Annotated in this window: 20 protein-coding genes and 1 pseudogene; 5 read left to right on the top strand and 16 right to left on the bottom strand. The window is 70.6% G+C overall.

Going from position 1 to position 23,651, the window contains the following annotated elements:
* Positions 1–49 precede the first annotated feature (49 nt).
* The 5 genes and pseudogenes from ACFV1W_RS07500 to ACFV1W_RS07480 all read right to left on the bottom strand — a co-directional run bounded on the left by ACFV1W_RS07500 (position 50) and on the right by ACFV1W_RS07480 (position 3,419).
* A complete protein-coding gene (locus ACFV1W_RS07500) occupies positions 50–313 on the bottom strand; it encodes a hypothetical protein (RefSeq protein ID WP_380414013.1) in 264 nt (87 codons plus the stop codon).
* 22 nt (positions 314–335) lie between these two features.
* A pseudogene (locus tag ACFV1W_RS07495) lies at positions 336–575 on the bottom strand (transposase); the annotation flags it as partial.
* A 184-nt stretch (positions 576–759) separates the two neighbouring features.
* Entirely contained in the window at positions 760–1,344 is a 585-nt protein-coding gene (locus tag ACFV1W_RS07490; RefSeq protein WP_380414011.1) for a hypothetical protein, read from the bottom strand.
* Entirely contained in the window at positions 1,341–3,101 is a 1,761-nt protein-coding gene (locus ACFV1W_RS07485) for an alpha/beta hydrolase (protein WP_380414009.1), read from the bottom strand. The genes ACFV1W_RS07490 and ACFV1W_RS07485 overlap by 4 nt, the downstream gene beginning before the upstream one ends.
* On the bottom strand, positions 3,102–3,419 hold the full coding sequence (locus tag ACFV1W_RS07480; protein ID WP_380414007.1) for a hypothetical protein: 318 nt from the start codon (positions 3,417–3,419) through the stop codon (positions 3,102–3,104).
* Between the two features lie 334 nt (positions 3,420–3,753).
* On the opposite strand from ACFV1W_RS07480, the gene ACFV1W_RS07475 reads away from it, so the two are divergent.
* Positions 3,754–4,467 carry a creatininase family protein gene (locus tag ACFV1W_RS07475; RefSeq protein WP_380414005.1) on the top strand — a complete coding sequence of 238 codons (714 nt, stop codon included), beginning with the start codon at positions 3,754–3,756 and terminating at the stop codon, positions 4,465–4,467.
* A gap of 67 nt (positions 4,468–4,534) precedes the next feature.
* Entirely contained in the window at positions 4,535–5,104 is a 570-nt protein-coding gene (locus ACFV1W_RS07470; RefSeq protein WP_380414003.1) for a hypothetical protein, read from the top strand.
* 344 nt (positions 5,105–5,448) lie between these two features.
* On the opposite strand, the gene ACFV1W_RS07465 is transcribed toward ACFV1W_RS07470, so the two are convergent.
* Complete coding sequence (locus ACFV1W_RS07465; protein WP_380414002.1) at positions 5,449–7,392, bottom strand: TIGR03960 family B12-binding radical SAM protein; 1,944 nt, start codon at positions 7,390–7,392, stop codon at positions 5,449–5,451.
* A 451-nt stretch (positions 7,393–7,843) separates the two neighbouring features.
* On the opposite strand from ACFV1W_RS07465, the gene ACFV1W_RS07460 reads away from it, so the two are divergent.
* On the top strand, positions 7,844–9,151 hold the full coding sequence (locus ACFV1W_RS07460) for a M14 family zinc carboxypeptidase (RefSeq protein ID WP_380414000.1): 1,308 nt from the start codon (positions 7,844–7,846) through the stop codon (positions 9,149–9,151).
* Positions 9,152–9,230: 79 nt separating this feature from the next.
* Here ACFV1W_RS07460 and rodA read toward each other — a convergent pair whose 3' ends face one another.
* The 10 genes from rodA to ACFV1W_RS07410 form a co-directional block, all read right to left on the bottom strand.
* Positions 9,231–10,430: a rod shape-determining protein RodA gene (gene rodA, locus ACFV1W_RS07455; protein ID WP_380413999.1), complete on the bottom strand. Its 1,200-nt coding sequence runs from the start codon at positions 10,428–10,430 to the stop codon at positions 9,231–9,233.
* Complete coding sequence (mrdA, locus tag ACFV1W_RS07450) at positions 10,427–12,754, bottom strand: penicillin-binding protein 2 (RefSeq protein ID WP_380413997.1); 2,328 nt, start codon at positions 12,752–12,754, stop codon at positions 10,427–10,429. Before mrdA ends, rodA begins: the two co-directional genes overlap by 4 nt.
* Before the next feature lie 56 nt (positions 12,755–12,810).
* Positions 12,811–13,449 (bottom strand): rod shape-determining protein MreD, encoded by a 639-nt coding sequence (mreD, locus tag ACFV1W_RS07445; protein WP_380413995.1) that lies wholly within the window; start codon positions 13,447–13,449, stop codon positions 12,811–12,813.
* A 3-nt stretch (positions 13,450–13,452) separates the two neighbouring features.
* A complete protein-coding gene (gene mreC, locus ACFV1W_RS07440) occupies positions 13,453–14,397 on the bottom strand; it encodes a rod shape-determining protein MreC (protein WP_380413993.1) in 945 nt (314 codons plus the stop codon).
* A 97-nt stretch (positions 14,398–14,494) separates the two neighbouring features.
* Entirely contained in the window at positions 14,495–15,520 is a 1,026-nt protein-coding gene (locus ACFV1W_RS07435) for a rod shape-determining protein (RefSeq protein ID WP_030283777.1), read from the bottom strand.
* A gap of 319 nt (positions 15,521–15,839) precedes the next feature.
* Positions 15,840–16,253 (bottom strand): nucleoside-diphosphate kinase, encoded by a 414-nt coding sequence (ndk, locus tag ACFV1W_RS07430; protein ID WP_030283775.1) that lies wholly within the window; start codon positions 16,251–16,253, stop codon positions 15,840–15,842.
* Between the two features lie 106 nt (positions 16,254–16,359).
* Positions 16,360–16,710: a DUF4233 domain-containing protein gene (locus ACFV1W_RS07425; protein WP_380413991.1), complete on the bottom strand. Its 351-nt coding sequence runs from the start codon at positions 16,708–16,710 to the stop codon at positions 16,360–16,362.
* Between the two features lies 1 nt (position 16,711).
* Positions 16,712–18,103, bottom strand: coding sequence for a bifunctional folylpolyglutamate synthase/dihydrofolate synthase (locus ACFV1W_RS07420; protein WP_380413989.1), 1,392 nt, complete (start codon positions 18,101–18,103; stop codon positions 16,712–16,714).
* A gap of 117 nt (positions 18,104–18,220) precedes the next feature.
* Positions 18,221–18,745 carry a hypothetical protein gene (locus ACFV1W_RS07415; RefSeq protein ID WP_380413987.1) on the bottom strand — a complete coding sequence of 175 codons (525 nt, stop codon included), beginning with the start codon at positions 18,743–18,745 and terminating at the stop codon, positions 18,221–18,223.
* Positions 18,746–19,062: 317 nt separating this feature from the next.
* On the bottom strand, positions 19,063–21,699 hold the full coding sequence (locus tag ACFV1W_RS07410; RefSeq protein WP_380413985.1) for a valine--tRNA ligase: 2,637 nt from the start codon (positions 21,697–21,699) through the stop codon (positions 19,063–19,065).
* 189 nt (positions 21,700–21,888) lie between these two features.
* Here ACFV1W_RS07410 and ACFV1W_RS07405 point away from each other — a divergent pair, with 189 nt between their 5' ends.
* Both ACFV1W_RS07405 and ACFV1W_RS07400 read left to right on the top strand, forming a co-directional pair.
* Complete coding sequence (locus ACFV1W_RS07405; RefSeq protein WP_380413983.1) at positions 21,889–22,707, top strand: hypothetical protein; 819 nt, start codon at positions 21,889–21,891, stop codon at positions 22,705–22,707.
* Between the two features lie 91 nt (positions 22,708–22,798).
* Entirely contained in the window at positions 22,799–23,599 is an 801-nt protein-coding gene (locus tag ACFV1W_RS07400) for a hypothetical protein (protein WP_380413981.1), read from the top strand.
* Positions 23,600–23,651 lie beyond the last annotated feature (52 nt).

Here is a 23,651-nt window from a genome sequence, read left to right as displayed (position 1 = left end):
CAGAGCAGCTTACTGGTGCTGGCTGCTGCATATACAGACACCAGCCCGGTCACCGCAACTCACGCCGCGCATAGGCGGCCAGGCACAGCAGCCTTTCGAGGCATAGCCACCCTTCGGCAATACCGTCAAGCCGGACTACCGGAGCACCCTGGGCGTCGGTGTCGGCGATGGCCCGAAGCTGCGCACGGGCCACGCCACACGCAGCGAGCAGGCTGTTCAGCTCGTCGGCCGTCTGTCTCGCTACCCGCCAGCAAGCGGCGTAGTCCACCCCCGGCAGCCACATCCACGAGTCAGGGTCGAGGTTCGCCGCCAACTCCGCACCGAAGTCGTCGTCCCCGCAGCCGGCGCCACGCCGTCACGCCCGAGCAGCCTGCGACCTCAGGGGGCAACCCGCCAAGGCCACAGCAGTTCGCAGCACGTACCCGATGCCCGCGAGCGCCGTTCGATCCGACACACGCAACCGGCCCGTAGCGATGGCTACATCCGGGAGCAGGCGGCAACAGCGGAGCCACACGCTCCCACAGATCCTCCCGAACAAGATCGACAGTCACTCGAACACCCTGGCCGAGCAAGATCGCCGAACACCCGGCCCAGTGCTCAACTCATTCCGAAACGATCAGTTAGGCAGATGCTGGCTCCAGCCGCCCCCACTCGTCATTCGTCAAATCGCATCGCCCCACCCCACGACCAGAACAACGATCCGACCAAATGAAGGTCACATGATCCACCGGACGGAACCTAACTGGACCTCCTGGCGGATCAGCGCGACCAGTACGGGTCCTCTGTCAGTGCCACCGCTTCGGTGGTCGATCCGTCAGGGGCCCCATTCGGACGGGTGAAGGGCGAGTTTCGGAAGTACTGGCCCAGGTCGACCTGGACGGTCGCCCGTCCGTCTGCCGAGATGTCCAGCTCCAGCTCACTGCCGTCCCCGGTCGTGGCCTTGACGGTCGACGCCGACCCCGCGGGACGCGTCGTCGAGTAGCCAAGCTGCTTCCAGCGGGCCTCAACCCGGTTCGACAACTCGACGGCTCTGGCTGGCGAGATCCGGGTCACGATCTGGCCGGTCTCGCTGATGTGGTATTTGTCCACCTCGTCGTTGAGCCCGGTGTCGTACTGCTTGGAGTGGATCAACCCGTAGGCCATCCGGACCGGTGGTTCGATACCCGCCGTGGTGCTCTCCAGCATCCGGTCGAGCCTCGGCACCCCTTCGCGCATCGGCGTCTCTGCAGGCTGCCGCACGTCCCACCAGCCGTACACGAGCCAGGCGACGAACCCCGCCACCACCAACACGCCCACCCCCAGCACCCGCAGGCATCCGCGGCGCACGCCGCTTTCCCCGCTCATCGGGGCGGCACCGTCACGACCTGGTCACCGTGACCGCTAACCACCTGGGCGATGGCCTGCAGAGACTCGTTCGGCTCGATCGTCCCGTCCGGGTGGCGAACGACTTCCGAGCTCCTGGAGCCGTCCTGATGCGTAACGTCCTCCTCACGGGCGTCGAAGTAGCTGGAGTGCGCCGGGATGTCACCCCCGACGGCGCCCCACCAGCCCTTGTCAGGCCCGTCCGGAGCGCCGAACCGCTTCGCTCCGAAGGCAGCACTGGCCGGGTCTGTACCGAACCAAAGGGTATTGGGGTCGGGGGTGAAGTCGGGGAGCTGTGCCACCTTGTCGTTCTTGGCCGCGGCCGCGAAAACGTGCCCGTCCTGGACACCGAGATCGGAGGCCTTACCGACATCCATCCCCGGGCTGCCGATGATCACCACGTCATCGGAGTACAGGCCGCCTGGCTGCTTGGACGCCTCGCCGGCGGTCAGGGAGCCATAGCTGTGCGCCACCGTCGTGACATGGGCGGGTACCGCGCCCTCGTGCGTGGCACGCAGGCTCTGCATGAACGCGCTGTACGTCTTGCCGCCCGCCTTCGCATTATCCGTGCCCGTGACCTTGAGGTCATTGGTGGGGTCGTTGCCGTCGATGTTGATCTGGGGCGCGTCATAGTCGAGCCAGACGATGGATGCGTTCTTCTTCGTCGGGTCGTTCTGGGTGGCCGCGTCGTAGATGTTGCGCGCACGCTGGACGTCGTTGTTGACGAAGTGCCCGTCGAGCCTGGTGTTAAGGCCCGGCACATACGCCGATACGTTGTCCGCAGTGTCCGGATTGCCGTAGGAGACGATCGCCCGACCGTGGGACTCCATGCCGACCCCGAGAAGGAACATCGGAGGCTGCTTGGTCCTGGGGTCGGTGTCGTTGAGATGGGCGCCGTTGGCGGCGAGCTTGTCCCGGAGCGCCTTGAGGCCCTCCAGCTTGCTGTCGTCGTAGCCCGACCGGTGCGGCTTCTCCTCCAGGTACTTGATCATCCCGTCCAGCTGCACCCGGTTGGCCTTGTCCCGCACCTCGGCGGGGATGCCGTTACGACCGCCGAGCAGGTCGGGGTGCAGGGTCAACATCTTCTGCTGCTCGTCCGGGGTCAGCCCCTTCCACCAGGCGTTGACCTCGGCTGCGGTGGCGTCCTTGCCTGGCCACCCGAGGCTCCTCAGCCCCTCGTCAAGAGAGTTGACGGCGTCGAGCTGGATCTGCGCGGCCTCGGGGTTGAGCCCGTCGAAGGTCGCCAACTGCGCGATGGCGTTGAGGCGTAGCGCGACCTTCTGATCGACCGCGTCCGCCTCGGCTATCGCCTTGCTGATCCGCTCGGCCAGGGCACTGGCCCTCTTCGGGGCGTCGTAATCGGGGTCGTTCTGCTCCGCCTTACTCGGCTTGGGATACGTGATCGACCCGTCGGCGCCGACCGTGAACTCCGCCTTCCGAGCCTCCGCCAGCGCTTCGGTCAGCTTGGACTGCGCGAGCTCGAACGCCTCGGCGGCATGGCGCAGCAGCGCGCTCGTCGCCTGCATCGCCACGTACGAGCCGTCCAGCGCGTTGTTCGTCTGCTTCAGCTTGCTGCTCGCGGCCTTCCCGGCGGTCCCCGACCAGTTGGTGCCGACCCAGCGGGAAGTCTCCTTCACCGCCTCGAAATGGGCGTGGTTGGCCTTCCCGAGGGAGTCGTAGGCGTTGGCGAGAGCGGCCAGACGCGAGGGCTGCGCGTTTTCCAGCTGGTACAGATCCATCTACCGGCCCCCGTAGACCAGGCTCTTGTGTACGGCGTCATCCACGCCGTCATAGTTGTCCGCCGCGGTGATCATGTTGTTGCCGTTGTCGCCGATGTCCTTGGCGAGTTGGCGCTGCCCCTTCTCCCACGCCTCCGTGCACGCCGTGATCGCGGCGCCGGAGAGCCAGCCGCTCAGACCGGTCGCAGCCTCGTCTGAGGGCTTGTGCACCCGGGCCAGTTCGGCCGGCATCTGCTCCGCGATGTCATGGCACTGCTTTCCGACCTTCTTCAGGCCGTTGGTATCCACCTTCACCGCGTCGTCGCTCTTACCGCTCACTCGTCACATCCAGTACGTGTGGGATCGATTGCTCCGTTCGGAGTCGATCGAACCAAGAGTCGGATGATCACACCAGAGTACGAATACTCAACTGTCGCGAGATACGACGGACGACGCGGGAACCTCCTGCACGGCGTCACTGAGTTCGGGGACTGCCGCGGCGTGGTCCTCGAAGTTGACACCTGCGTGGTCGCCGACCTCCACGAGCGGCTGCTGCCAGCGCGGGCGGTCGTGTTCAGCTTTAGGCGGACCACCAAGCAGCCCTTGGGTCCGCCCCACGACAACCCAATGGACCCTCTCGACCGCTGACGACCTGATGAGAGAGGCTGAGTCCATGGACGCTCTGATCACGGCCGCCACCTCCGCAGACGAACGCCAGCGCGGCGCGAAGATCGCCGTACTGCCGGTCGGCAGCTTCGAACAGCACGGCGATCACCTGCCCCTGACCACCGACACCGTCGTCGCCAGCCTGATCGCCCAACGAATCGCCACCGACTACGACCTGTTCCTCCTGCCGCCCATCACCGTGTCGTGCTCCCACGAGCACGCCCACATGCCAGGCACCGTCAGCATCAGCGCCGGCACGCTCTACGCCGTGATCAACGACGTCCGGAAGTCCCTCCAGGCCTCCGGCGTCCCCGGCCTGCTCATCGTGAACGGCCACGGCGGGAACTACGTCCTCTCGAACGTGGTCCAGGAGGCCAACACCGAGGGCCCCCGCGTCGCCCTCTTCCCCGTCCGCGAGGACTGGCACCGGGCGCGCGAAGCCGCCGCTCTGGAGAGCTCAGGCTCCGAGGACATGCACGGCGGCGAACTGGAGGTGTCGCTCCTCCTCCACGGCGCCCCGGAGCTCATCCGCGAAGGCATCGACCAGGACGACCACGACGCCCCGGAGCGCCCCCACCTCCTCGCCCTGGGCATGGCCGGCTACACCCAGAACGGCATCATCGGCCGCCCCTCACTCGGCACCGCCGAGAAGGGCAAGGCCATCCTGGAGAGTCTGTCAAAGTCAGCCGCCGCCCACCTGTCACTCATCAGCGGTAGCTGAAGGCATCAGCCTTCACTCATTGGTGGGACAGTGCGGGCCCTCCGAGCCGAGGCGACCACCGGTGGTTGTGTCGGAGATCAGCGGGCACCTCACTGGCATGGATTCAGGGATAGCGGCCGTGGTCGGAGCGGCCATCGGCATGCTCGGTGGCGCCGGGGGTGGGTGGCTCACCGTCATCGGCCAGGCCCGATATCAGGAGCGCCAGCAACGCATAGATCAGCGACACCGGCTGGAGGAGGTGCGCCGAGAGGCGTACAGCGCCTGCATCAGTGCGTCGAAGCAGTTGTCGGCTCGCTGGTGGCGGGTCGCGGACCGGCTCCGCACGAACGGCACCACCCCGGATCAGTGGGACTCAGAGGTTGCTGAGGCGCATGCAGCTTGGGTTCCATTCAGCGCAGCGGTCTCCACCGTTGCGGTCGTGGGGCCAGGTCCCGTAGCAGAGGCGGCCGAAGTCCTCCGCCGCGCCATGTACGCGCTGGACCAGGCAGCAATCGCATGGCACGAAGCGGCCCGCGAGGTAGGGCACGGCCATCTACCCGACTTCGATGATCGCTACATGGCCGCTGTAGCAGGGAAGAGGGGACCCGGACGGATCTTCCAGCAGGCGGCGCGAGAAGCGCTCAATGCCGACACGTGATCCGGCGCAGCGACGGTCAAGCCCTGCAGTCAGTCCGTAGAGCGGCACCTCCCGGCCGCCCGGACCGCACAACACAGGAGCCCTCCCCGATCGGATCGGGGAGGGCTCCATGCGTCGCTCAAGGGGTCAGACCCACTCGATCGAGGACTCGATACCCGGGGCACTCCGGGCGGCGGGCAGAGGGGTCCTCCGGCCGCCTTGCCTGGCCTCCCCGGAGGGGGCGGCGGACCCGCCCCGGGCGCGCATCATGCCGAGTGCGCCTAGGACGAGTTCCCGCTCACGCTCCGGGAGGCCGTGAAGTAAGTCACACAGATCGCTCACCGTGTCACTCACGTCGTCGCCACCTACTTTTGCTGGTCAGCGCCGTTGACTACAGTCAGCGGAAGCAGCTTCTTGCCCGTAGGGCCGATTTGTATAGCCGTCTGCATCTGGGGGCACACGCCGCAGTCGAAGCACGGCGTCCAGCGGCAGTCGTCGACCTCGACCTCCTCCAGGGCGTCCTGCCAGTCCTCCCACAGCCAGTCCTTGTCGAGGCCGCTGTCCAGGTGGTCCCAGGGCAGCACCTCCTCGTAGGAGCGCTCGCGGGTGGTGTACCAGTCGACGTCGACGCCGGTGCCGGCCAGGCCCTTCTCGGCGGAGGCCATCCAGCGGTCGTACGAGAAGTACTCGCGCCAGCCGTCGAAGCGGCCGCCGTCCTCGTAGACCGCGCGGATGACCGCGCCGACGCGGCGGTCACCGCGGGAGAGCAGGCCCTCGACGATGCCCGGCTTGCCGTCGTGGTAGCGGTAGCCGATGTTCTTGCCGTACTTGCGGTCGCCGCGGATCGAGTCGCGCAGCTTGGCCAGGCGGGCGTCGGTGGCCTCGGCGGACAGCTGCGGGGCCCACTGGAACGGGGTGTGCGGCTTGGGCACGAACCCGCCGATGGAGACGGTGCAGCGGATGTCGTTCTGGCCGGTGACCTCTCGGCCCTTCTGGATGACGTTCTTCGCCATCTCGCCGATCTGGAGCACGTCCTCGTCGGTCTCGGTGGGCAGGCCGCACATGAAGTACAGCTTCACCTGGCGCCAGCCGTTGCCGTAGGCGGTGGCGACGGTGCGGATCAGGTCCTCCTCCGACACCATCTTGTTGATCACCTTGCGCATGCGCTCGCTGCCGCCCTCGGGGGCGAAGGTGAGCCCGGAGCGGCGCCCGTTGCGGGACAGCTCGTTGGCGAGGTCGATGTTGAAGGCGTCGACGCGGGTGGACGGCAGCGACAGGCCGATCTTGTCCTCGGTGTAGCGGTCCGCCAGACCCTTGGCGATGTCGCCGATCTCGGTGTGGTCGGCGCTGGACAGCGACAGCAGGCCGACCTCCTCGAAGCCGGTCGCCTTGAGCCCGCGCTCGACCATCTCGCCGATGCCGGTGATGCTTCGCTCCCGCACGGGGCGCGTGATCATGCCGGCCTGGCAGAAGCGGCAGCCGCGGGTGCAGCCGCGGAAGATCTCGACGGACATCCGCTCGTGCACCGTCTCCGCCAGCGGGACGAGCGGCTGCTTCGGGTACGGCCACTCGTCGAGGTCCATCACCGTGTGCTTGGACACCCGCCACGGCACACCCGGGGCGTTCGGCACGACGCGGCCGATCCGGCCGTCGGCCAGGTACTCCACGTCGTAGAACTTGGGCACGTACACCCCGCCGGTGCGGGCCAGGCGCAGCAGCAGCTCGTCGCGGCCGCCCGGCCGGCCCTCGGCCTTCCAGGCGCGGACGATCTCCGTGATGTCGAGCACGGCCTGCTCGCCGTCGCCGATCACCGCGCAGTCCAGGAAGTCCGCGATCGGCTCCGGGTTGAAGGCCGCGTGGCCGCCGGCGAGGACGATCGGGTCCTCGTCGGTGCGGTCCCTGGCCTCCAGCGGGATGCCGGCCAGGTCGAGCGCGGTCAGCATGTTGGTGTAGCCGAGCTCGGTGGAGAAGGACAGCCCGAACACGTCGAAGGCCTTCACCGGCCGGTGGGCGTCCACCGTGAACTGCGGGACGCGGTGCTCGCGCATCAGCGCTTCGAGGTCCGGCCAGACGCTGTAGGTGCGCTCGGCCAGCACGCCCTCGCGCTCGTTCAGCACCTCGTAGAGGATCATGACGCCCTGGTTGGGCAGCCCGACCTCGTAGGCGTCGGGGTACATCAGCGCCCAGCGGACGTCGCAGGCGTCCCAGTCCTTGACGGTCGAATTGAGCTCGCCGCCGACGTACTGGATCGGCTTCTGGACGTGCGGGAGGAGTGCCTCCAGGCGTGGGAAGACCGATTCGACAGTCATGTACTAGGAACCCTTACGACGTGATTCGGTGCCGCGAGCCGGCACGGGAGGGGTGACCCTCAAGGGTAGCCCAATCCGGGGATCGACCCGTCTGCGCCGGAGGCGGCCACCGCACGCTCCGGTGCGGCCCGTCTCCGCCGGTGACCGCCCTGGCACGCGCGGTGCGCGCCCACCGCCCGGCGCCGTCCGCCGTTGACACGCCCGGACGGCCCGTGCGGTACTGACAGGGCCCTGTCCAAGGCCCTGCACCTCTTCCCGAGACGGGAGTTGGGTCGTACGCTCGGCCAACGCCGACTCCCCCGGCGGCCCGCTCGCCCCAGCACGCCCTCCCCCGTCCCCCGCGAGGCCGCTGCCCCCGGCCCCGCAGAGCCCGTCCCCGGCCCGCAGGCCGCGGTCGGCGGCGCAGCACGCCCGCGCCCCGGCGGCCGTGGGGCCGGTCGCAAGGAGAACCATGACCGACACCGGTCGGCGGGTCCGGCCCCTGTCCCCGCGGACCCTCGACGCCCGGCCTGCCCGCTACCCCACCCCGGCCCAGGCCGAGTGCGCGGCCCGGCGGCTCGCCCTGCGCCACCCGGACCGCTGCCGGCTGCGCGAGGTGGGCCGCTCCCGGGCCGGACGCCCCCTGCTCCTGCTCTCGGTCGACCGAGGGCCGCGCGCCGTGCTGGTGGTCGGCGGCCCGCACCCGAACGAGCCGATCGGCACCGCCGCCGCCGTCCGGCTCGCCGAGGTGCTGCTGGAGCGCTCCGCCCGGCCCGGCCTGTCCTGGCACCTGCTGCTGTGCCTGGACCCGGACGGCGCCGCGCTCAACGCGGGCTGGCTGGACGGACCGCTCACCATGCGCCGCCACTACGAGCACTTCTTCCGCCCCGCCTTCGAGGAGCAGCCCGAGCTGCTGCCCGCCCCCGGCTCCGGCCGCCCGCCGATGCCGGAGAGCGTGGCGCTGACCGGACTGATCGACGAGCTTCGCCCCTTCCTCCAGTGCTCGCTGCACGGGGTGGACTTCGGCGGCGCCTTCGTCCAGCTGACCGGCCCGGTCCGCGGCCTGGCCGAACGCTTCGCCCGCTCCGCCGACCGGGCCGGCATCCCGCTCGACGTGGACTCCTACGACGCCGTCGGCTGGACCAGCCCGGCCCCCGGCACCTATCTGATGCCGGCGCCCGGCGGCCCGGGCACCCCGCGGGCGCTGCCGGACGAGCCCGAGCTCTCCACCTGGGCCTACGCGGCCCGGTACGGCGCGGTGACCGCCGTCCTGGAGGTCCCGATGTGGGCGGTGGACGCGGTCGGCGACGCCCGCGCCCACCCGGCCGGGCCGCAGGCCGTCGGCGACGCGGCCCGCGAGCTCACCGCCCTCGCCGAGGAGCTCACCGCCCTGCTCGCCCGCGTCCCGGCGCAGGCCCGGGAGGCGTACGGTCCGCTGGCGCGCACCGCCGAGTTCAACCTGGCGGTGGCCCCGCGGGTGGCCGCCGAGTGGCTGGAGCTGTGGTGCACGGGGCCGCTGAGCACCGCGCGGGCGACCACCGCCGGACTGGTCGCGGCCCGGCTGCCGCTGCGGGTCGCCTCAGTCCTGCTGCGGCTGCTCGCCGACGCCCGCGGCCCGGCCGCCGAGGCCGCCCGCGAGCGCGCCCGCGCCGTGGTGGCGGACAGCCTGGACCGGCTGCGCAGCCGTTTCGGCGCCCGCTGGGTCCCGGTCCAGGAGCAGCTGGCCCACCAGACCCGGGCGGCCCTCACCGCCGCCGACTGCCTGCTGCAGTCGACCTGACGCTCCGTCAACTCATCGAAGTGGCAGAGAAAAGGGCCGGTCCGGGAGTAGCCCGGACCGGCCCTCTGCCGTCGAACGCTCAGGCCGCTATCGGCCGTTGGCTGCGCACCGCCTGGAGCAGCCCGATGCCGACCCAGACCGCGAACATCGACGAGCCGCCGTAGGAGACGAAGGGCAGCGGGATGCCGGCGACCGGCATGATGCCCAGGCACATCCCTATGTTCTCGAAGGCCTGGAAGGAGAACCAGGCGATGATCCCGGCCGCCACGATCGTCCCGTACAGGTCGGTCGCCTGGCGGGCGATCCGGCAGGCGCGCCACAGGATCACGCCGACCAGCGCGATTATGGCGAGCGCCCCGACGAAGCCGAGTTCCTCACCGGCGACGGTGAACACGAAGTCGGTCTGCTGCTCCGGCACGAACTGCCCGACGGTCTGGGTGCCGTGGAACAGCCCCTTGCCCGTCAGCCCGCCCGAGCCGATCGCGATGCGGGCCTGCGCGGTGTTGTAGCCGACGCCGTTGGGGTCGAGCTGGGGGTTGGCGAAGGCGGCGAAGCGGTCGATCTGGTACTGGCTCAGCAGCCCGAGCTTCCAGATCGCGATGCTGCCGCCGACGCCGAGCGCGAGGATGCCGAGCACCCAGCGGTTGGCGGCGCCGGAGCCGAGCAGGATCCCCAGCACGATCGCGGACATCACCATGACCGACCCGGCGTCCGGCATCAGCAGGACCAGGCCCATCGGCACGCAGGCCCAGAGCAGGCCCCGGAACACCGACCGGTGCGAGGGGAACTCCCGCTCCCCCGCGTCGACCTGGTCCGACAGCACGACGGCCATCGCCAGCAGGATGGCGATCTTCGCGAACTCGGCCGGCTGGACGGAGAAGCCGCCGCCGAGCTGGATCCACGAGTGGGCGCCGTTGACGGTCGAGCCGATCGGGCTGAGCGTCGCCAGCAGCAGCAGGATCACGCCGACGTAGACGAAGGGCACCAGGGTGCGGAACCGCCGGGCTCCTATCCCTATCACCAGGGCGCACAGCACCAGGCCGATGACGAAGTTCGTCAGGTGCCGGTAGAGGAAGTACTGCGGATCCCCGTGGGTGAGGTTGTCCCGCCCGCGGGTGGCCGACCACACCAGCAGCGAGCTGCCGGCCGACAGGGCCAGTCCGGCCAGCAGCAGTATCCAGTCCAGCCGCCAGATCGGGGAGTCCTTGGCCAGGGCCTTGGAGACCCCGCTGCGCTGGGGGGTCAGCCGCAGCTGTCGGTACGAGCCGTAGGAGCTCATGCCCGTCCCCTTCCCTGGCGGCCGGCCGGTTCGAGCGCCGCGTCGGCGGCGGTGTAGGAGGCGGAGCTGCCGGCCGGCGGTGCCGGATCGAGGAAGGTCGCCGAGGGGTCGTAGCCCGCCGCCGTGACCGCGCCCGCCTGCGCCGGGGGGGCGTCCGGCAGGGCCGGAGCGAGCGAGGCCGGAGCCGGGGAGACGGAGCCCTGCGCCGGGTCGACGGTGTACGCGGCCGGCTTGATGATCGCGGTGCCGTCCGGGTTGAACTTCGGCAGGTCGCCCTGCGGCGTCGGCAGCAGCGCCTTGCCGTTGTCGATGTTGCCCTTGTCGTCCACGCCGTACAGCGCCTGGTAGATCCGGCGGATGGCGTCGCCGGAGCCGCCGGAGCCGGTGCCGCCCTGACTGATCGTCATGATGACCGCGTAGTCCTTGCTGTACGTGTCCAGCCAGGAGGTGGTCTGCTTGCCCTCGACCTCGGCGGTGCCGGTCTTGGCGTGCAGCGCGATCTTGTCCTGCGGCCAGCCGTTGAACTTCCAGGCGGCGGTACCGCTGGTGATGACGCCCGCGGTGGCCTGGTCGATGTAGCTGAGCAGCTTCTGGTCGCCGGGGAACTTGGCGTCCGCCTGCGGGGCGATCTCGCGGACGAGGTCCCCGCTCGGGCTTATCACGGCCTTGGCGATGGTCGGCCGGTAGAAGGTGCCGCCGTTGGCCAGCGCCGAGTAGATCCGGGCCATCTGGATCGGGGTGACGAGGGTGTCGCCCTGGCCGATCGCGTAGTTGACGGCGTCACCGGCGCGCATCTGGTAGCCGTCGACGCAGTTCTCCTTGGCGATCTGGTCGGAGAAGCTGTTGCCGCCCTTCTGCGCCTGCGCGCACCAGGCGTCCTTGTTGTTGTCGTAGAAGGACTGCTTCCACTGCCGGTCCGGCACCCGGCCGGGGACCTCGGAGGGCAGGTCGATACCGGTCTTGGCGCCGAGGCCGAACTCATGGGCGGTCTTGAAGAACCAGTCGGCCGGGTCCTTCTTCGGCTTGATGCCGCCGTCCTTCATCCACTGGTCGTACGCCAGGCCGTAGAAGACGGTGTCGCAGGAGACCTCCAGCGCCTTCTCCAGGGAGATGGAACCGAAGCTCTCGCTCTCGAAGTTCTTGAACTCGCGGCCGCCGATGGTCATGGCCTTCGGGCACGGGTAGGTGCCGTCCAGCGAGTAGCCGGCCTGCACGGCGGCGGTGGTGGAGACGACCTTGAAGGTCGAGCCGGGGGCGGACTGACCCTGTATGGCCCGGTTGAGCAGCGGGAAGTTGGAGTCCTTGCTGGTCAGCGCCTGGTAGTCCTTGCCGCTGATGCCGCCCACCCACAGGTTGGGGTCGTAGGTCGGGGCGCTGGCCATCGCGATGATCCGGCCGGTGTGCACGTCCATCACGACGGCTGCGCCGGAGTCGGCCTCGTAGTTGCGGTTGGTGACCTTGTCGAAGGTCTTCCGGGCGTCGGCCATGGCCTGCGCCAGGTTGTCCTCGACGACCTTCTGCACCCGGGCGTCGATGCTGGTGACCAGGTTGTTGCCGGTCTGCGGGGCGACGGCGCCGGCGGTGCCGATCACCCGGCCGAGGTTGTCCACCTCCAGCTTGGTGATGCCGGCCGTGCCGCGCAGGTCGCGGTCGTACACCGACTCCAGGCCGGCCCGGCCGATCTGGTCGGCCGGCAGGTAGCGGTCCAGGCCGCTCTTGTCGGCGGTCCTGCTGACCTCCTCGTCGGTGACCGGCGAGAGGTAGCCGAGCACCTGGGCCATGTTGGCGCCCTCGGCGCCGGTGTAGTGGCGCACGGCGGTGGGCTGCGCGGTGACCCCGGGGAAGTCCTCGCGGCGCTCCATCATCTGCATCGCCTGCTGGGTGGTCGCCTCCTTGGTGACCGGGATCGGCTGGTACGGCGAGCCGTTCCAGCACGGCTGCGGCGTCTTGGCGTCGCAGAGCCGGACCTTCTCCTGGACGTCCTTGGCGGGCATCCCGAGCACCTCGGCCAGCCGGCCCAGCACCGCCTTGCCGCCGTCCTTCTGCTGGAGCAGCGAGGTGCGGCTCACGGAGACCACCAGCCGGGTCTCGTTGCCGGCCAGGACCCGCCCGGAGGCATCCAGGATCTCGCCGCGGACGGCCGGTTCGACCACCTCGCGGATGTGGTTGCCGGTCGCCTTGGCGGTGTACTCCTTGGCGTTGCGGATCTGCAGGTACCACAGCCGTCCGCCGAGGGTGGCGAGCAGCGACAGCACCAGGATCTGCAGCACCACCAGACGGATCGTCACCCGCCGGGTGCGGCCGGTCTCGGGGATGTTGCTCACGTCTCGTGCGCTCCAGGGATGCGGGAGGATCAGGAGGTCGGGGGCTGGACGGGCCGTTACGGGCGCCGGGCGAAGCCGGGGATGCGCCGCTTCTTGTAGGACGGGCCGGCCGAGACCTCGCGGGTGGTGCGGTAGCGGGCCAGCGTGCCCAGTCCGGGGCCGCTCTGGTCGTCGTCGCTGGCGGCCACCGGGTCGCGCCCGAAGCGGCGGCCGAGCAGCATCACCAGCGGCACCACGAACGGCGCCAGCAGCAGGTCGTACAGCAGGGCGCTGATCACCAGGCCGCCGAGGCCGACGTGCCGGGCCGCGGTGTCGCCGACCAGGGCGCCGACCATCGCGTACAGCAGGGTGGAGGCGATCGCCGCGGCGCCGACCACCATCAGCGCGCTGGAGACGGAGCGCTGGCGGCCGTGCTCGGGGCGCAGCAGCCCGGCGGCGTAGCCCATCAGGCAGAGCACCAGGGCGTAGCGGCCGATCGCGTGGTCGGAGGGCGGTGCGAGGTCGGCCAGCAGGCCGCCGGCGAAGCCGACCAGGCAGCCGCCGGTCGGTCCGTAGACCATGGCCAGGCCAACCACGATGAGCAGCAGTATGTCCGGGGTGGCTCCCGGGAGCTGGAGCCGGCCGAAGACGCTGACCTGGAGGATCAGGCCGAGCAGGACCAGCGCGGCGGCGACGGGGATGCGGGCGAGGCGCATGGCTCAGTTCCCCCCATTGGGCTTGGCGGGCGGGGCGGCGGGCGCGGTGGCCTGCGGCTGGGCGGGGGCCTGGCTCTGCCCCGGGGTGGGGGCGGGCGGCAGCACGGCGTCGCGCGGGTCGGTGCGCGGCGGCACGACCACCACGCCGACCAGGTCGAGCCGGGTGAACTGGACGAAGGGCTCGACCAGGACGGTCTTGGTCAGCTGGCCGGCGTTGGCCTGGACCTCGACGACCTTGCCGACCGGGACGCCGGGCACGAAGGGGCGGCCGCTCTGCGACCCGAAGGTGACCAGCCGGTCGCCGTTCTTCACCTGGGCCTTGCCGTTGAGCAGGGAGACCTTCATCGGGCTGTCGCCGCCGCCGGAGGCGAAGCCGATCTCGCCGCTGCCCTCCAGTCGGGTGCCGGCCGAGAAGCCGGGGTCGGAGGCGAGCAGCACGGTGGCGGTGGTCGGAGCGACGGTGGTGACCCGGCCGACCAGGCCCTGGCCGTTGATGACCGTCATGTCGCGGGTGAGGCCGTCGTCGCCGCCGGCGTCGATGGTGATGGTCCAGGAGAAGCCCTGGGCCGGCCCGATCGCGATGACCTGGGCGGCCTTGACGGTGTATCCGCCGGCGCCGGCGGTGCGCAGCAGGTCGTCCAGCTGCTTGGTGCGCCCGGTGGCCATGTCGGAGGAGGCGAGCTTCTGCCGCAGTTCGGTGTTCTCGCGGGCGAGCTGGTCGGCGCGGCCGCTGTCGGTGGCGGCGTCGCGGAAGGCTCGGACGGTGTTCGCGACCGGGTCCACCAGGGTGGCGGCGCCGCGTTCGACCGGGCCGAGGACGCCGGCGGCCGCGTGCCGGGCCGGGCCGAGCGGGGAGTCCTCACCGCCCTTGATGTCCACGGTGATCAGCGCGAAGGCGACGGCCACCAGCAGGATGAGCAGCAGCCGGCTCTCTCGTGTGTCCCTCACGGTGCTGGTACTGCCCCTTCGTACCTGGCTGCCGCCCGGGGCCGTGGGGCCCGGGCGGCAGCCCGTTCAGTTGAGTGTCGGAATCTTCGCTGTGGTGCTAACGGCGCGGCGAGGCGTCCAGTACCTGCTGGAGCGCCTCGAACTCCTCGACGCACTTGCCGGAGCCGAGTGCGACGGAGTCGAGCGGGTTCTCGGCGATGTGGATCGGCATGCCGGTCTCGCGGCGAAGCCGCTCGTCCAGGCCGCGCAGCAGGGCGCCGCCGCCGGTGAGCACGATGCCGCGGTCCATGACGTCGCCGGCCAGCTCGGGCGGGCACTGGTCGAGGGTGGTCTTGACGGCGTCGATGATCGAGTTGACCGGCTCGTCGATGGCGGCGCGGACCTCGGCGGCGGAGATGACCACGGTCTTGGGCAGGCCGCTGACCAGGTCGCGGCCGCGGATCTCGGCGTGCTCGTCCTTCTCGCCCTCAAGGCCGTAGGCGCTGCCGATGCTCATCTTGATCTGCTCGGCGCTGCGCTCGCCGAGGAGGAGGGAGTACTCCTTCTTGATGTGCTGGACGATCGCGTTGTCCAGCTCGTCGCCGGCCACCCGGATGGACTGGGCGGTGACGATGCCGCCGAGGGAGATGACGGCGACCTCGGTGGTGCCGCCGCCGATGTCGACGACCATGTTGCCGGTGGCCTCGTGGACGGGCAGTCCGGCGCCGATCGCGGCGGCCATCGGCTCCTCGATGATGTGCACCTGGCGGGCGCCGGCCTGCGAGGAGGCCTCGATGACGGCGCGGCGCTCGACGCCGGTGATGCCGGAGGGCACGCAGACCACGACGCGCGGGCGGGCGAGGTAGCGGCGCCGGTGGATCTTGAGGATGAAGTAGCGCAGCATCCGCTCGGTGATCTCGAAGTCGGCGATCACGCCGTCCTTGAGCGGGCGGATGGCGACGATGTTGCCGGGGGTGCGGCCGATCATCTTCTTGGCCTCGGCGCCGACCGCCAGGATGCCGCCGGTGTTGGTGTTGACCGCGACGACGGACGGCTCGTTGAGGACGATCCCCTTGCCCCTGACGTACACCAGCGTGTTGGCTGTTCCGAGGTCGATCGCCAAGTCGCGGCCGATGAACGACAGGTTGCTCGCCATGGGGTGTGGGTGCCTTCCCGGGCTCGGAGTTCATGGGGGTGGACGGATGCGCGCGCCCACGCTTGGGCGGAGACCAGCTGAGCTGCCTTACCGGGCCCTTGAGTCGCGTCCATCGTAGTCACGCCGCGCGGTACGGACGTCGACGTGGGGCATGACGTCCATTGTCCGGAGCGTGATCGCTTCTCCCAGGATTGGGACGCCGTGTCGGCCTCCCCAGTTCCCTATTTCACGATAAGAATGCCCCGGCCGGGCCAATGGACCCGACCGGGGCGGTACGAACGTCCTACCGGGCGCGCCGCCCGCGGGATCAGGCGTGCGCGGGGAAGAAGATCTTGATCTCGCGCTCGGCGGACTCCGGGGAGTCGGAGGCGTGGATCAGGTTCTCGCGGGTGATGGTCGCGTAGTCGCCGCGGATGGTGCCGGAGCCGGCCTCCAGCGGGTTGGTGGCGCCGGCCAGCATCCGGATGCCCTTCACGACCTCCTCGCCCTCGACGATCATCGCGATCGACGGGCCGGAGGTCATGAACTCCAGCAGCGGCTCGTAGAAGGGGCGCCCGACGTGCTCGGCGTAGTGGTGCTCCAGGGTCTCCCGGTCGAAGGTGCGCAGCTCGACGGCGGTCAGCTGCCAGCCGGCCTTGCGCTCGATGCGGCTGATGATCTCGCCCGCCAGGCCGCGGCGGACGGCGTCGGGCTTAAGCAGGACGAGAGTGCGCTGGGACACGGTGCGTCTCCTGGGTATTCGGTACGGCATGCGGTATGGGGCAGAGGTTACCTTGCGTGAACGACCGGTCGGTTGCGCCGGTGCCGGCGGACGACCGGCCGGCCCGTCAGGCGGCCTGGGCCCGGGCCTCGGCGGCCGCGCGGGCGGCCTTGAACTCGTCGACCTTGCGGCCGTAGTGCACCGAGCACCACCACAGGCCGGCGAAGACCACGCCGAGGCCGAACATCGTCGGCAGCACGAAGCCGCTGGCGATCAGACCGATCTGCAGCGCCCAGCCGATCTGCACCGCGCCGGGGCGGTTGATCATGCCGCAGAGCGCGACGCACAGCGCCATCGCGACGCCGCTGACGATCCACACCGTGGCGGTCGAGACGTGGGAGAGCTGCATCGCGACCAGCGCCGCGAACATGATCAACAACGCCTCGCCGATCAGCGTCGAGGAGCAGAGCGTCCTCATGTCACTTCCTCCCGAGCAGCAGGCGGGCCTCGCCCACCGTGATGACCGAACCGGTGACCAGCACCCCGGCACCGCCGAGGTCGCCCTCCTCCTCGGCGAGGGTGACGGCGGCGGCGATGGCGTCGTCGAGCCGGGGCTCGACCTGGACCCGGTCCTCGCCGAAGACCTCGACGGCCAGGGCGGCGAGCGCGTCCACGTCCATCGCGCGGTGGGTGGAGTTCTGGGTGATGACGACCTCGGCCAGGATCGGCTCGAAGGCCTCCAGCACACCGGCCACGTCCTTGTCCCCCGAGGTGCCGATCACGCCGACCAGGCGGGTGAAGCCGAAGGACTCGGAGATCGCGGCGACGGTGGCCCGGGCGCCGTGCGGGTTGTGCGCGGCGTCCAGGATGATCGTGGGGCTGCGGCGGACGACCTCCAGGCGGCCCGGCGAGGAGACGCCGGAGAAGGCCTGACGGACCTTGTCGGCGTCCAGCTGCCCGCCGCGGGCGGCGCCGACGCCGAAGAAGGCCTCGACCGCGGCCAGTGCCAGCGCCGCGTTGTGCGCCTGGTGCTCGCCGTGCAGCGGGATGAAGACGTCCTCGTACTCCTCACCGCCGAGTCCGCGCAGCGTCACCAGCTGGCCGCCGATGGCGAGCTCGCGGCGGATCACACCGAACTCCATGCCCTCGCGGGCGACGGTGGCGTCCACCTCGACGGCCCGGCGCAGGATGGCCTGGGCGGCGTCCAGCTGCTGCTGGGCGACCACGGCGACGGCGCCGGACTTGATGATCCCGGACTTCTCGACCGCGATCTCGCCGGTGGTCTCGCCGAGCTTGTCGGTGTGGTCCAGCCCGATCGGGGTGATCACGGCGACGGCGGCGTCGATGACGTTGGTGGCGTCCCAGGAACCGCCCATGCCGACCTCGACCACCGCGACGTCCACCGGGGCGTCGGCGAAGGCCGCGTAGGCCATGCCGGTGAGCACCTCGAAGAAGGACATCGGCACCGGCTGGGCGGCGTCGACCATCTGCACGTAGGGCTCGATGTCGCGGTAGACCTCGACGAAGCGCTCGGGGCTGATCGGGGCGCCGTCCAGGCTGATCCGCTCGGTGACGGTCTCCACGTGCGGGCTGGTGTAGCGGCCGGTGCGCAGCTCGAAGGTGTTGAGCAGCTGCTCGACCATCCGGGCGGTGGAGGTCTTGCCGTTGGTGCCGGTGATGTGGATGGACGGGAAGGCCCGCTGGGGCTGGCCCAGGATGTCCATCAGCGCCTCGATCCGGTCGAGCGAGGGCTCCAGCTTGTTCTCCGGCCAGCGCTTGGAGAGTTCGAGTTCGACCTCACGCAGGGCGTCGCCGGTGTCGCCGTCGGCGGGGCGGAGGGTGTACGGATTCGGGTCGGCCTTGTCGCTCACGACCACAGTCTACGGAGCGGTGGCGGCCCGGCCCCACAGGGTGAGTGTCATGGCGCGAACACGATGGGTGCCGGGGCGGGAACGGCCGCTTTGCCCCGGCTTCGCCCGGGAAGGGCCTCAGGCCCCGGCCCGGGCCTCCGGGACGTGCGCGGCGCCGCCGTGCCGACGGCGCAACTCGGCTGTGATCTCGGACAGTTCGCCCTCGGGCAGCAGCGGCAGCATCATCGCGACGCCCTGCAGCAGGCCGCCGAGCAGGTAGGTGGTGTCCGCCGTCGCGGCGACCAGGCCTCGGACCTCGGCCACCCGGCCGCCCGCGACCGCCTCGATCAGCTGGGCGGCGTTCGCGCTCTCCTCGTCCACCTGGACCGCCGCGCTGTCCTGCGGGGCCCGGCGGGCCATCGCCCGCAGCACCCGGTCGCCGACCTCCGGGGCGTACGCCTTGCGCACGGCCTCGGCGGCGATCCAGGCGAGCAGGGTGGTCACCTCCCGCTCGACGTTCTCCGCCAGCAGCAGGTCCAGCTCGTGGTCGAAAGCGAGCTGGTTCCCGTGCCGGAAGGCGAGCAGCAGCGTCGCCGCCCTGGCCTTGGCCTCCTCGACCGCCTCGGCAGGCAGTTCCTGGGCCAACTCCTCGGTCACCACCACGCCATGCCCTCCCGTCCGCCGCTCAGCAGAAAGCTCAGCAGAAACGCCTTCGGAAACTCCGAACACACCGTACACATCCGACCTGGAAACTTCCGCGAACGCGCGCGGGCAAGACCGGAATCAATTCGCTCGGAATAGGACCTCACCCGGTCCAGGATGAATATTCGCCGGAAGGGAGCAATGTTGCTGCTCTATTAGACGTAGCAGCTTCCCCATTGGCCGCGGGAAGAAGACACACCGGGCACGCGCGCCGGAAAGCCCGAAGGGCCGCACCCCGCGCGTCGCGGGGTGCGGCCCTTCGTCGGGCTACGGCCGGCTCAGCCCTGCGGCAGGGCCGCGAGCTGGGCGGTGATCCGGGCGATGTCGGCCTCCGCGGCCTCCTGGCGGACGCGGATCTTGGCGACCACCTCGTCCGGCGCCTTGGCCAGGAAGGCCTCGTTGCCGAGCTTGGCGGTCGTCTGGGCCTTCTCCTTCTCGGCGGCCGCGAGGTCCTTGGCGAGGCGCTTGCGCTCCGCCGCGACGTCGATGGTGCCGGAGAGGTCCAGCGAGACGGTGGCACCGGCGACCGGCAGCGAGGCGGTGGCCGCGAAGCCCTCCTCGGGCACGGTCAGCCGCAGCAGCGAGCGGATCGCGTCCTCGTGGACGGCCAGCACGGTGCCGGCCAGCTCCAGCTGGGCCGGCACGCGCTGCGCGGGCTGCAGGCCCTGGTCCGAACGGAACCGGCGGACCTCGGTGACCACCTGCTGCAGCGTGGCGATCTCCGATTCGGCGGCGGCGTCACGGTAGCCGCTGTCCTTCGGCCACTCGGAGACGACCAGCGACTCGGCGCCGGTGAGCGTCGTCCACAGGGCCTCGGTGACGAACGGGACGATCGGGTGCAGCAGCCGCAGGGTGACGTCCAGGACCTCGCCCAGCACCCGGCGCGAGGCGTCGGCCTGCGGGCCGCCCTTGGCCAGGGTGGTCTTGGAGAGCTCGACGTACCAGTCGAAGACCTCGTCCCAGGCGAAGTGGTACAGCGCGTCCGAGACCTTGGCGAACTGGAAGTCGTCGTACAGCGCGTCCGCCTTGGCGACGGTGGCGTTCAGCCGCGACAGGATCCAGCGGTCGACCGCGGTCATCTCCTCCGGCGCGGGCAGCGGGCCCTCGACGGTGGCGCCGTTCATCAGCGCGAAGCGGGTCGCGTTCCAGATCTTGTTGCAGAAGTTGCGCGAGCCCTTGACCCAGTCCTCGCCGATCGGCACGTCGGCGCCCGGGTTGGCGCCGCCAGCCAGGGTGAAGCGGACGGCGTCGGCGCCGTAGGCGTCCATCCAGTCCAGCGGGTCCACGGCGGTGCCGGAGGACTTCGACATCTTCTTGCCGAACTCGTCGCGCACCAGACCGGTCAGGGCGACGGTCTTGAAAGGCGCCTGACCGTCCATCGCGTACAGACTGAACATCATCATCCGGGCGACCCAGAAGAAGATGATGTCGTGGCCCGTGACCAGGACGTCGGTCGGATAGAACTTCTCCAGGTCGGCGGTCTTCTCCGGCCAGCCGAGCGTGGAGAACGGCCACAGGCCGGAGGAGAACCAGGTGTCCAGGACGTCCGGGTCCTGGTGCCAGCCCTCGCCGGTCGGCGGCTGCTCGTCCGGTCCGACGCAGACGACCTCGCCCTCGGGGCCGTACCAGACCGGGATCCGGTGGCCCCACCAGAGCTGGCGCGAGATGCACCAGTCGTACATGTTGTCGACCCAGTCGAAGTAGCGGCGCTCCAGCTCCTTCGGGTGGATCTCGACCTTGCCGTCGCGGACGGCGTCGCCGGCGGCCTTGGCCAGCGGCTCGACCTTGACCCACCACTGCAGCGACAGGCGCGGCTCGACCACGGTGTGGCAGCGCGAGCAGTGGCCGACGGCGTGCATGTACGGGCGCTTCTCGGCGACGATCCGGCCCTGCTCGCGCAGTGCGCCGACGACGGCCGAGCGGGCCTCCAGCCGGTCCATGCCGAGGAAGGGGCCGTGCACGGTGATCGCGCCGTGGTCGTCCATCACGGTCAGGTTCGGCAGGTCGTGGCGCTGGCCGATGGCGAAGTCGTTCGGGTCGTGCGCGGGCGTCACCTTGACGGCGCCGGTGCCGAACTCCGGGTCGACGTGCTCGTCCGCGACGACCGGGATCTCCCGGTCGGTCAGCGGCAGCTTGATGGTCCGCCCGACCAGGTGCCTGTACCGCTCGTCCTCCGGGTGGACCGCCACCGCGGTGTCGCCCAGCATCGTCTCGGCCCGGGTGGTGGCCACGACGATCGAGTCCTCGCCCTCGCCGTAGCGGATCGAGACCAGCTCGCCGGGCACCTCCTCGTGCTCCACCTCGATGTCGGACAGCGCGGTGAGGCAGCGCGGGCACCAGTTGATGATGCGCTCGGCGCGGTAGATCAGGCCGTCGTCGAACAGGCGCTTGAAGATGGTCTGGACGGCCTGGGACAGGCCCTCGTCCATGGTGAAGCGCTCGCGCGACCAGTCCACGCCGTCACCGAGGCGGCGCATCTGGCCGAGGATGCGGCCGCCGTAGCTCTTCTTCCACTCCCAGACCTTCTCGACGAAGGCCTCGCGGCCCAGGTCGTGCCGGGACAGCCCGGCCTCGGCGAGCTGCTGCTCGACCTTGTTCTGGGTGGCGATGCCGGCGTGGTCCATACCGGGCAGCCAGAGCGTCTCGAAGCCCTGCATGCGCTTGCGGCGGGTCAGCGCGTCCATCAGCGTGTGCTGGAACGCGTGGCCCAGGTGCAGGACGCCGGTGACGTTCGGCGGCGGGATCACGATCGTGTAGGCGGGCTTGTCGCTCTTCGCGTCCGCGGTGAAGTAGCCACGCTCTACCCAGCGCTCGTACAGCTCGCCCTCTACGTCCGCGGGGGTGTAGGTCGTCGGGAGGGTTGCCGCATCGTCCCCGGTGGTGCTCACGGGGCGCTGGTTCGTCGTGTCGGTCACGACGCACAGTTTACGTAACCGGGGGCGCTGGTTACGAACCGCTTTCGGTCCGCGGACTCCCCCCGCCCGGACACCGCCGGGGCGGGCGCCGTGCGGTAGCGTGCCCGGGCACTCGTCCGGGTGACCGGACGTGCACGGAACTACCACCACCAGATCGGCCGCGGGCGCGGCGGGGGAGCACGAGGACTGATGTACGGCCAGGGACAGCAGCAGTATCCGCAACAGGGACAGCCCTACGGTGGCCAGCCTTACGGCGCCCCGCCGCAGCAGCCCTACGGCGCCCCGCAGCCCCAGTACGGCTACCCGCCCCAGCAGCCCTACGGCCCGCCCCAGCCCCAGTACGGCGTGCCCCCGCAGGGCCCGTACGGCCAGCCGGGCTACCCGGCGCCGCCGCGCAAGGGCAAGGGCGGCCTGGTGATCGGCCTGGTCATCGGCGCCCTGGTGCTCGGCGGCGGCGGTTTCGCCGCGTGGAAGTTCCTCGCCGGCAGCGACTCGGGCGGCACGTACAAGATCTCCACGCCGCAGACCCTCCCCGACGGCTACACCCAGAAGACGGCCAAGGAGGAGGCGGTCGACACCTCCACGCCGGAGGCCAAGGACGCCGACAAGTACGGCAGCAACCTGACCGTCGTGGTCGCCACCTACTCCAAGGGCGGCGACGTGACGACCGGCCTCTCCGTGGCCGGCTTCTACGGGACGATCAACAGCCCCGACCAGATCATCGAGGACTCCAAGAAGGGCGGCGAGGGCCTCAGCTGGTCCACCCCGCTGGCCGACTTCCCCGCCCAGGACAGCCACAGCTCCTCGGGCCGGCTCGCCTGCGGCGTCTACTCGCTGCTCGGCGGCAAGGCCCAGTCCACCGTGTGCATCTGGGCGGACAAGTCCACCTACGCCCGCGTGACCTTCACCAACACCAGCCTCACCGGAGGCGGCGGCGCCGCCCTCACCCCCGCCCAGGCCGCGGACAAGGCCCGCGCCGTCCGCGACGCCATGAAGGTCGCCAGGTAACCCGGGCCCGCACCCGGGGCATGCCGCAGCACCACCACACCGCCGGAGCTTCCGGCGGCATCCACGCGTGACGTCCCAGAAAGGGCCTCGCATGTCCGATCAGAACCCGTACGGGCCCCCGCCGCAGCCCGGCTACCCGGCGACGCCGCCGACCGCCCCCGGCTACGGCGCCGTCCCGCCGCAGGCCCCGCCGCCCGGCTACCCCGCGCCCGGCGCGCCCGAGGCCGGCGGCTACCCGGGGTACGCGGAGGCGGCGCCCGGGACCTACCCCGGCTACGGCGGGTACGCGCCGGTGCCGCCGCGCAAGTCCCGCAGGACCCTGTGGATCGTGCTCGGCACCATCGCCGCCGTGCTGGTGATCGTCGGCGGAGCCCTGGGCTACTTCGTCTGGGACACCACCAGCAACGCCGGCACCGAGAAGATCGCCTTCCCGGCGACCTTCAAGGACCTCAAGGCCAACGACGACCCGGCGGTCACCGGGAAGATCCAGGACGAGCTCACCTCGAAGATCGGCCAGGGCGACGGCAACTGGAAGCCCACCGGCGTCGCCGGGGTCTACCAGGACTCCGACTCCAACCCCCAGCTGATCGCGGTGGGCGTCTACGGCAAGGTGCTGCTGCCCAAGCAGGAGCTGGACCAGATGTTCAGCGGCTTCACCGGCGCGGGCGCCACGGTCACCGGCCGGCACTCGGTCGACCCGGGCCCCAAGGGCGGCCAGATGGACTGCGCCACGTCCGAGGACGGCGAGAGCAAGCTCGCCCTCTGCGCCTGGGCCGACAAGAGCAGCGTGGTCATGGTGCTGAAGGGCTCCGACGACGGCACCCAGCCCGACGTGGACAAGCTCGCCGCCGACACCCGCGACCTTCGCGCGGTGGCCGAGGTGCCGAAGTAGGCAGCGGCCCGCGGTCGTACGGAAGGGGCCCCGCACCGGATCCGGTGCGGGG

It is taken from the genome of Kitasatospora sp. NPDC059648, assembly GCF_042734825.1.
Lineage (GTDB): Bacteria > Actinomycetota > Actinomycetes > Streptomycetales > Streptomycetaceae > Kitasatospora.
This window is presented reverse-complemented; position numbering and strand designations above follow the sequence as displayed.

Bases quoted from the DNA above. Each gene is read 5' to 3' on its own strand.
- ACFV1W_RS07465 (WP_380414002.1), bottom strand. From the start codon at position 7,392: ATGACTGTCGAATCGGTCTTCCCACGCCTGGAGGCACTCCTCCCGCAC.
- ACFV1W_RS07475 (WP_380414005.1), top strand. From the start codon at position 3,754: ATGGACGCTCTGATCACGGCCGCCACCTCCGCAGACGAACGCCAGCGC.
- ACFV1W_RS07490 (WP_380414011.1), bottom strand. From the start codon at position 1,344: ATGAGCGGGGAAAGCGGCGTGCGCCGCGGATGCCTGCGGGTGCTGGGG.
- ACFV1W_RS07485 (WP_380414009.1), bottom strand. From the start codon at position 3,101: ATGGATCTGTACCAGCTGGAAAACGCGCAGCCCTCGCGTCTGGCCGCT.
- mreD (WP_380413995.1), bottom strand. From the start codon at position 13,449: ATGCGCCTCGCCCGCATCCCCGTCGCCGCCGCGCTGGTCCTGCTCGGC.
- rodA (WP_380413999.1), bottom strand. From the start codon at position 10,430: ATGAGCTCCTACGGCTCGTACCGACAGCTGCGGCTGACCCCCCAGCGC.
- ACFV1W_RS07460 (WP_380414000.1), top strand. From the start codon at position 7,844: ATGACCGACACCGGTCGGCGGGTCCGGCCCCTGTCCCCGCGGACCCTC.
- ACFV1W_RS07425 (WP_380413991.1), bottom strand. From the start codon at position 16,710: ATGAGGACGCTCTGCTCCTCGACGCTGATCGGCGAGGCGTTGTTGATC.
- ACFV1W_RS07400 (WP_380413981.1), top strand. From the start codon at position 22,799: ATGTCCGATCAGAACCCGTACGGGCCCCCGCCGCAGCCCGGCTACCCG.
- ACFV1W_RS07405 (WP_380413983.1), top strand. From the start codon at position 21,889: ATGTACGGCCAGGGACAGCAGCAGTATCCGCAACAGGGACAGCCCTAC.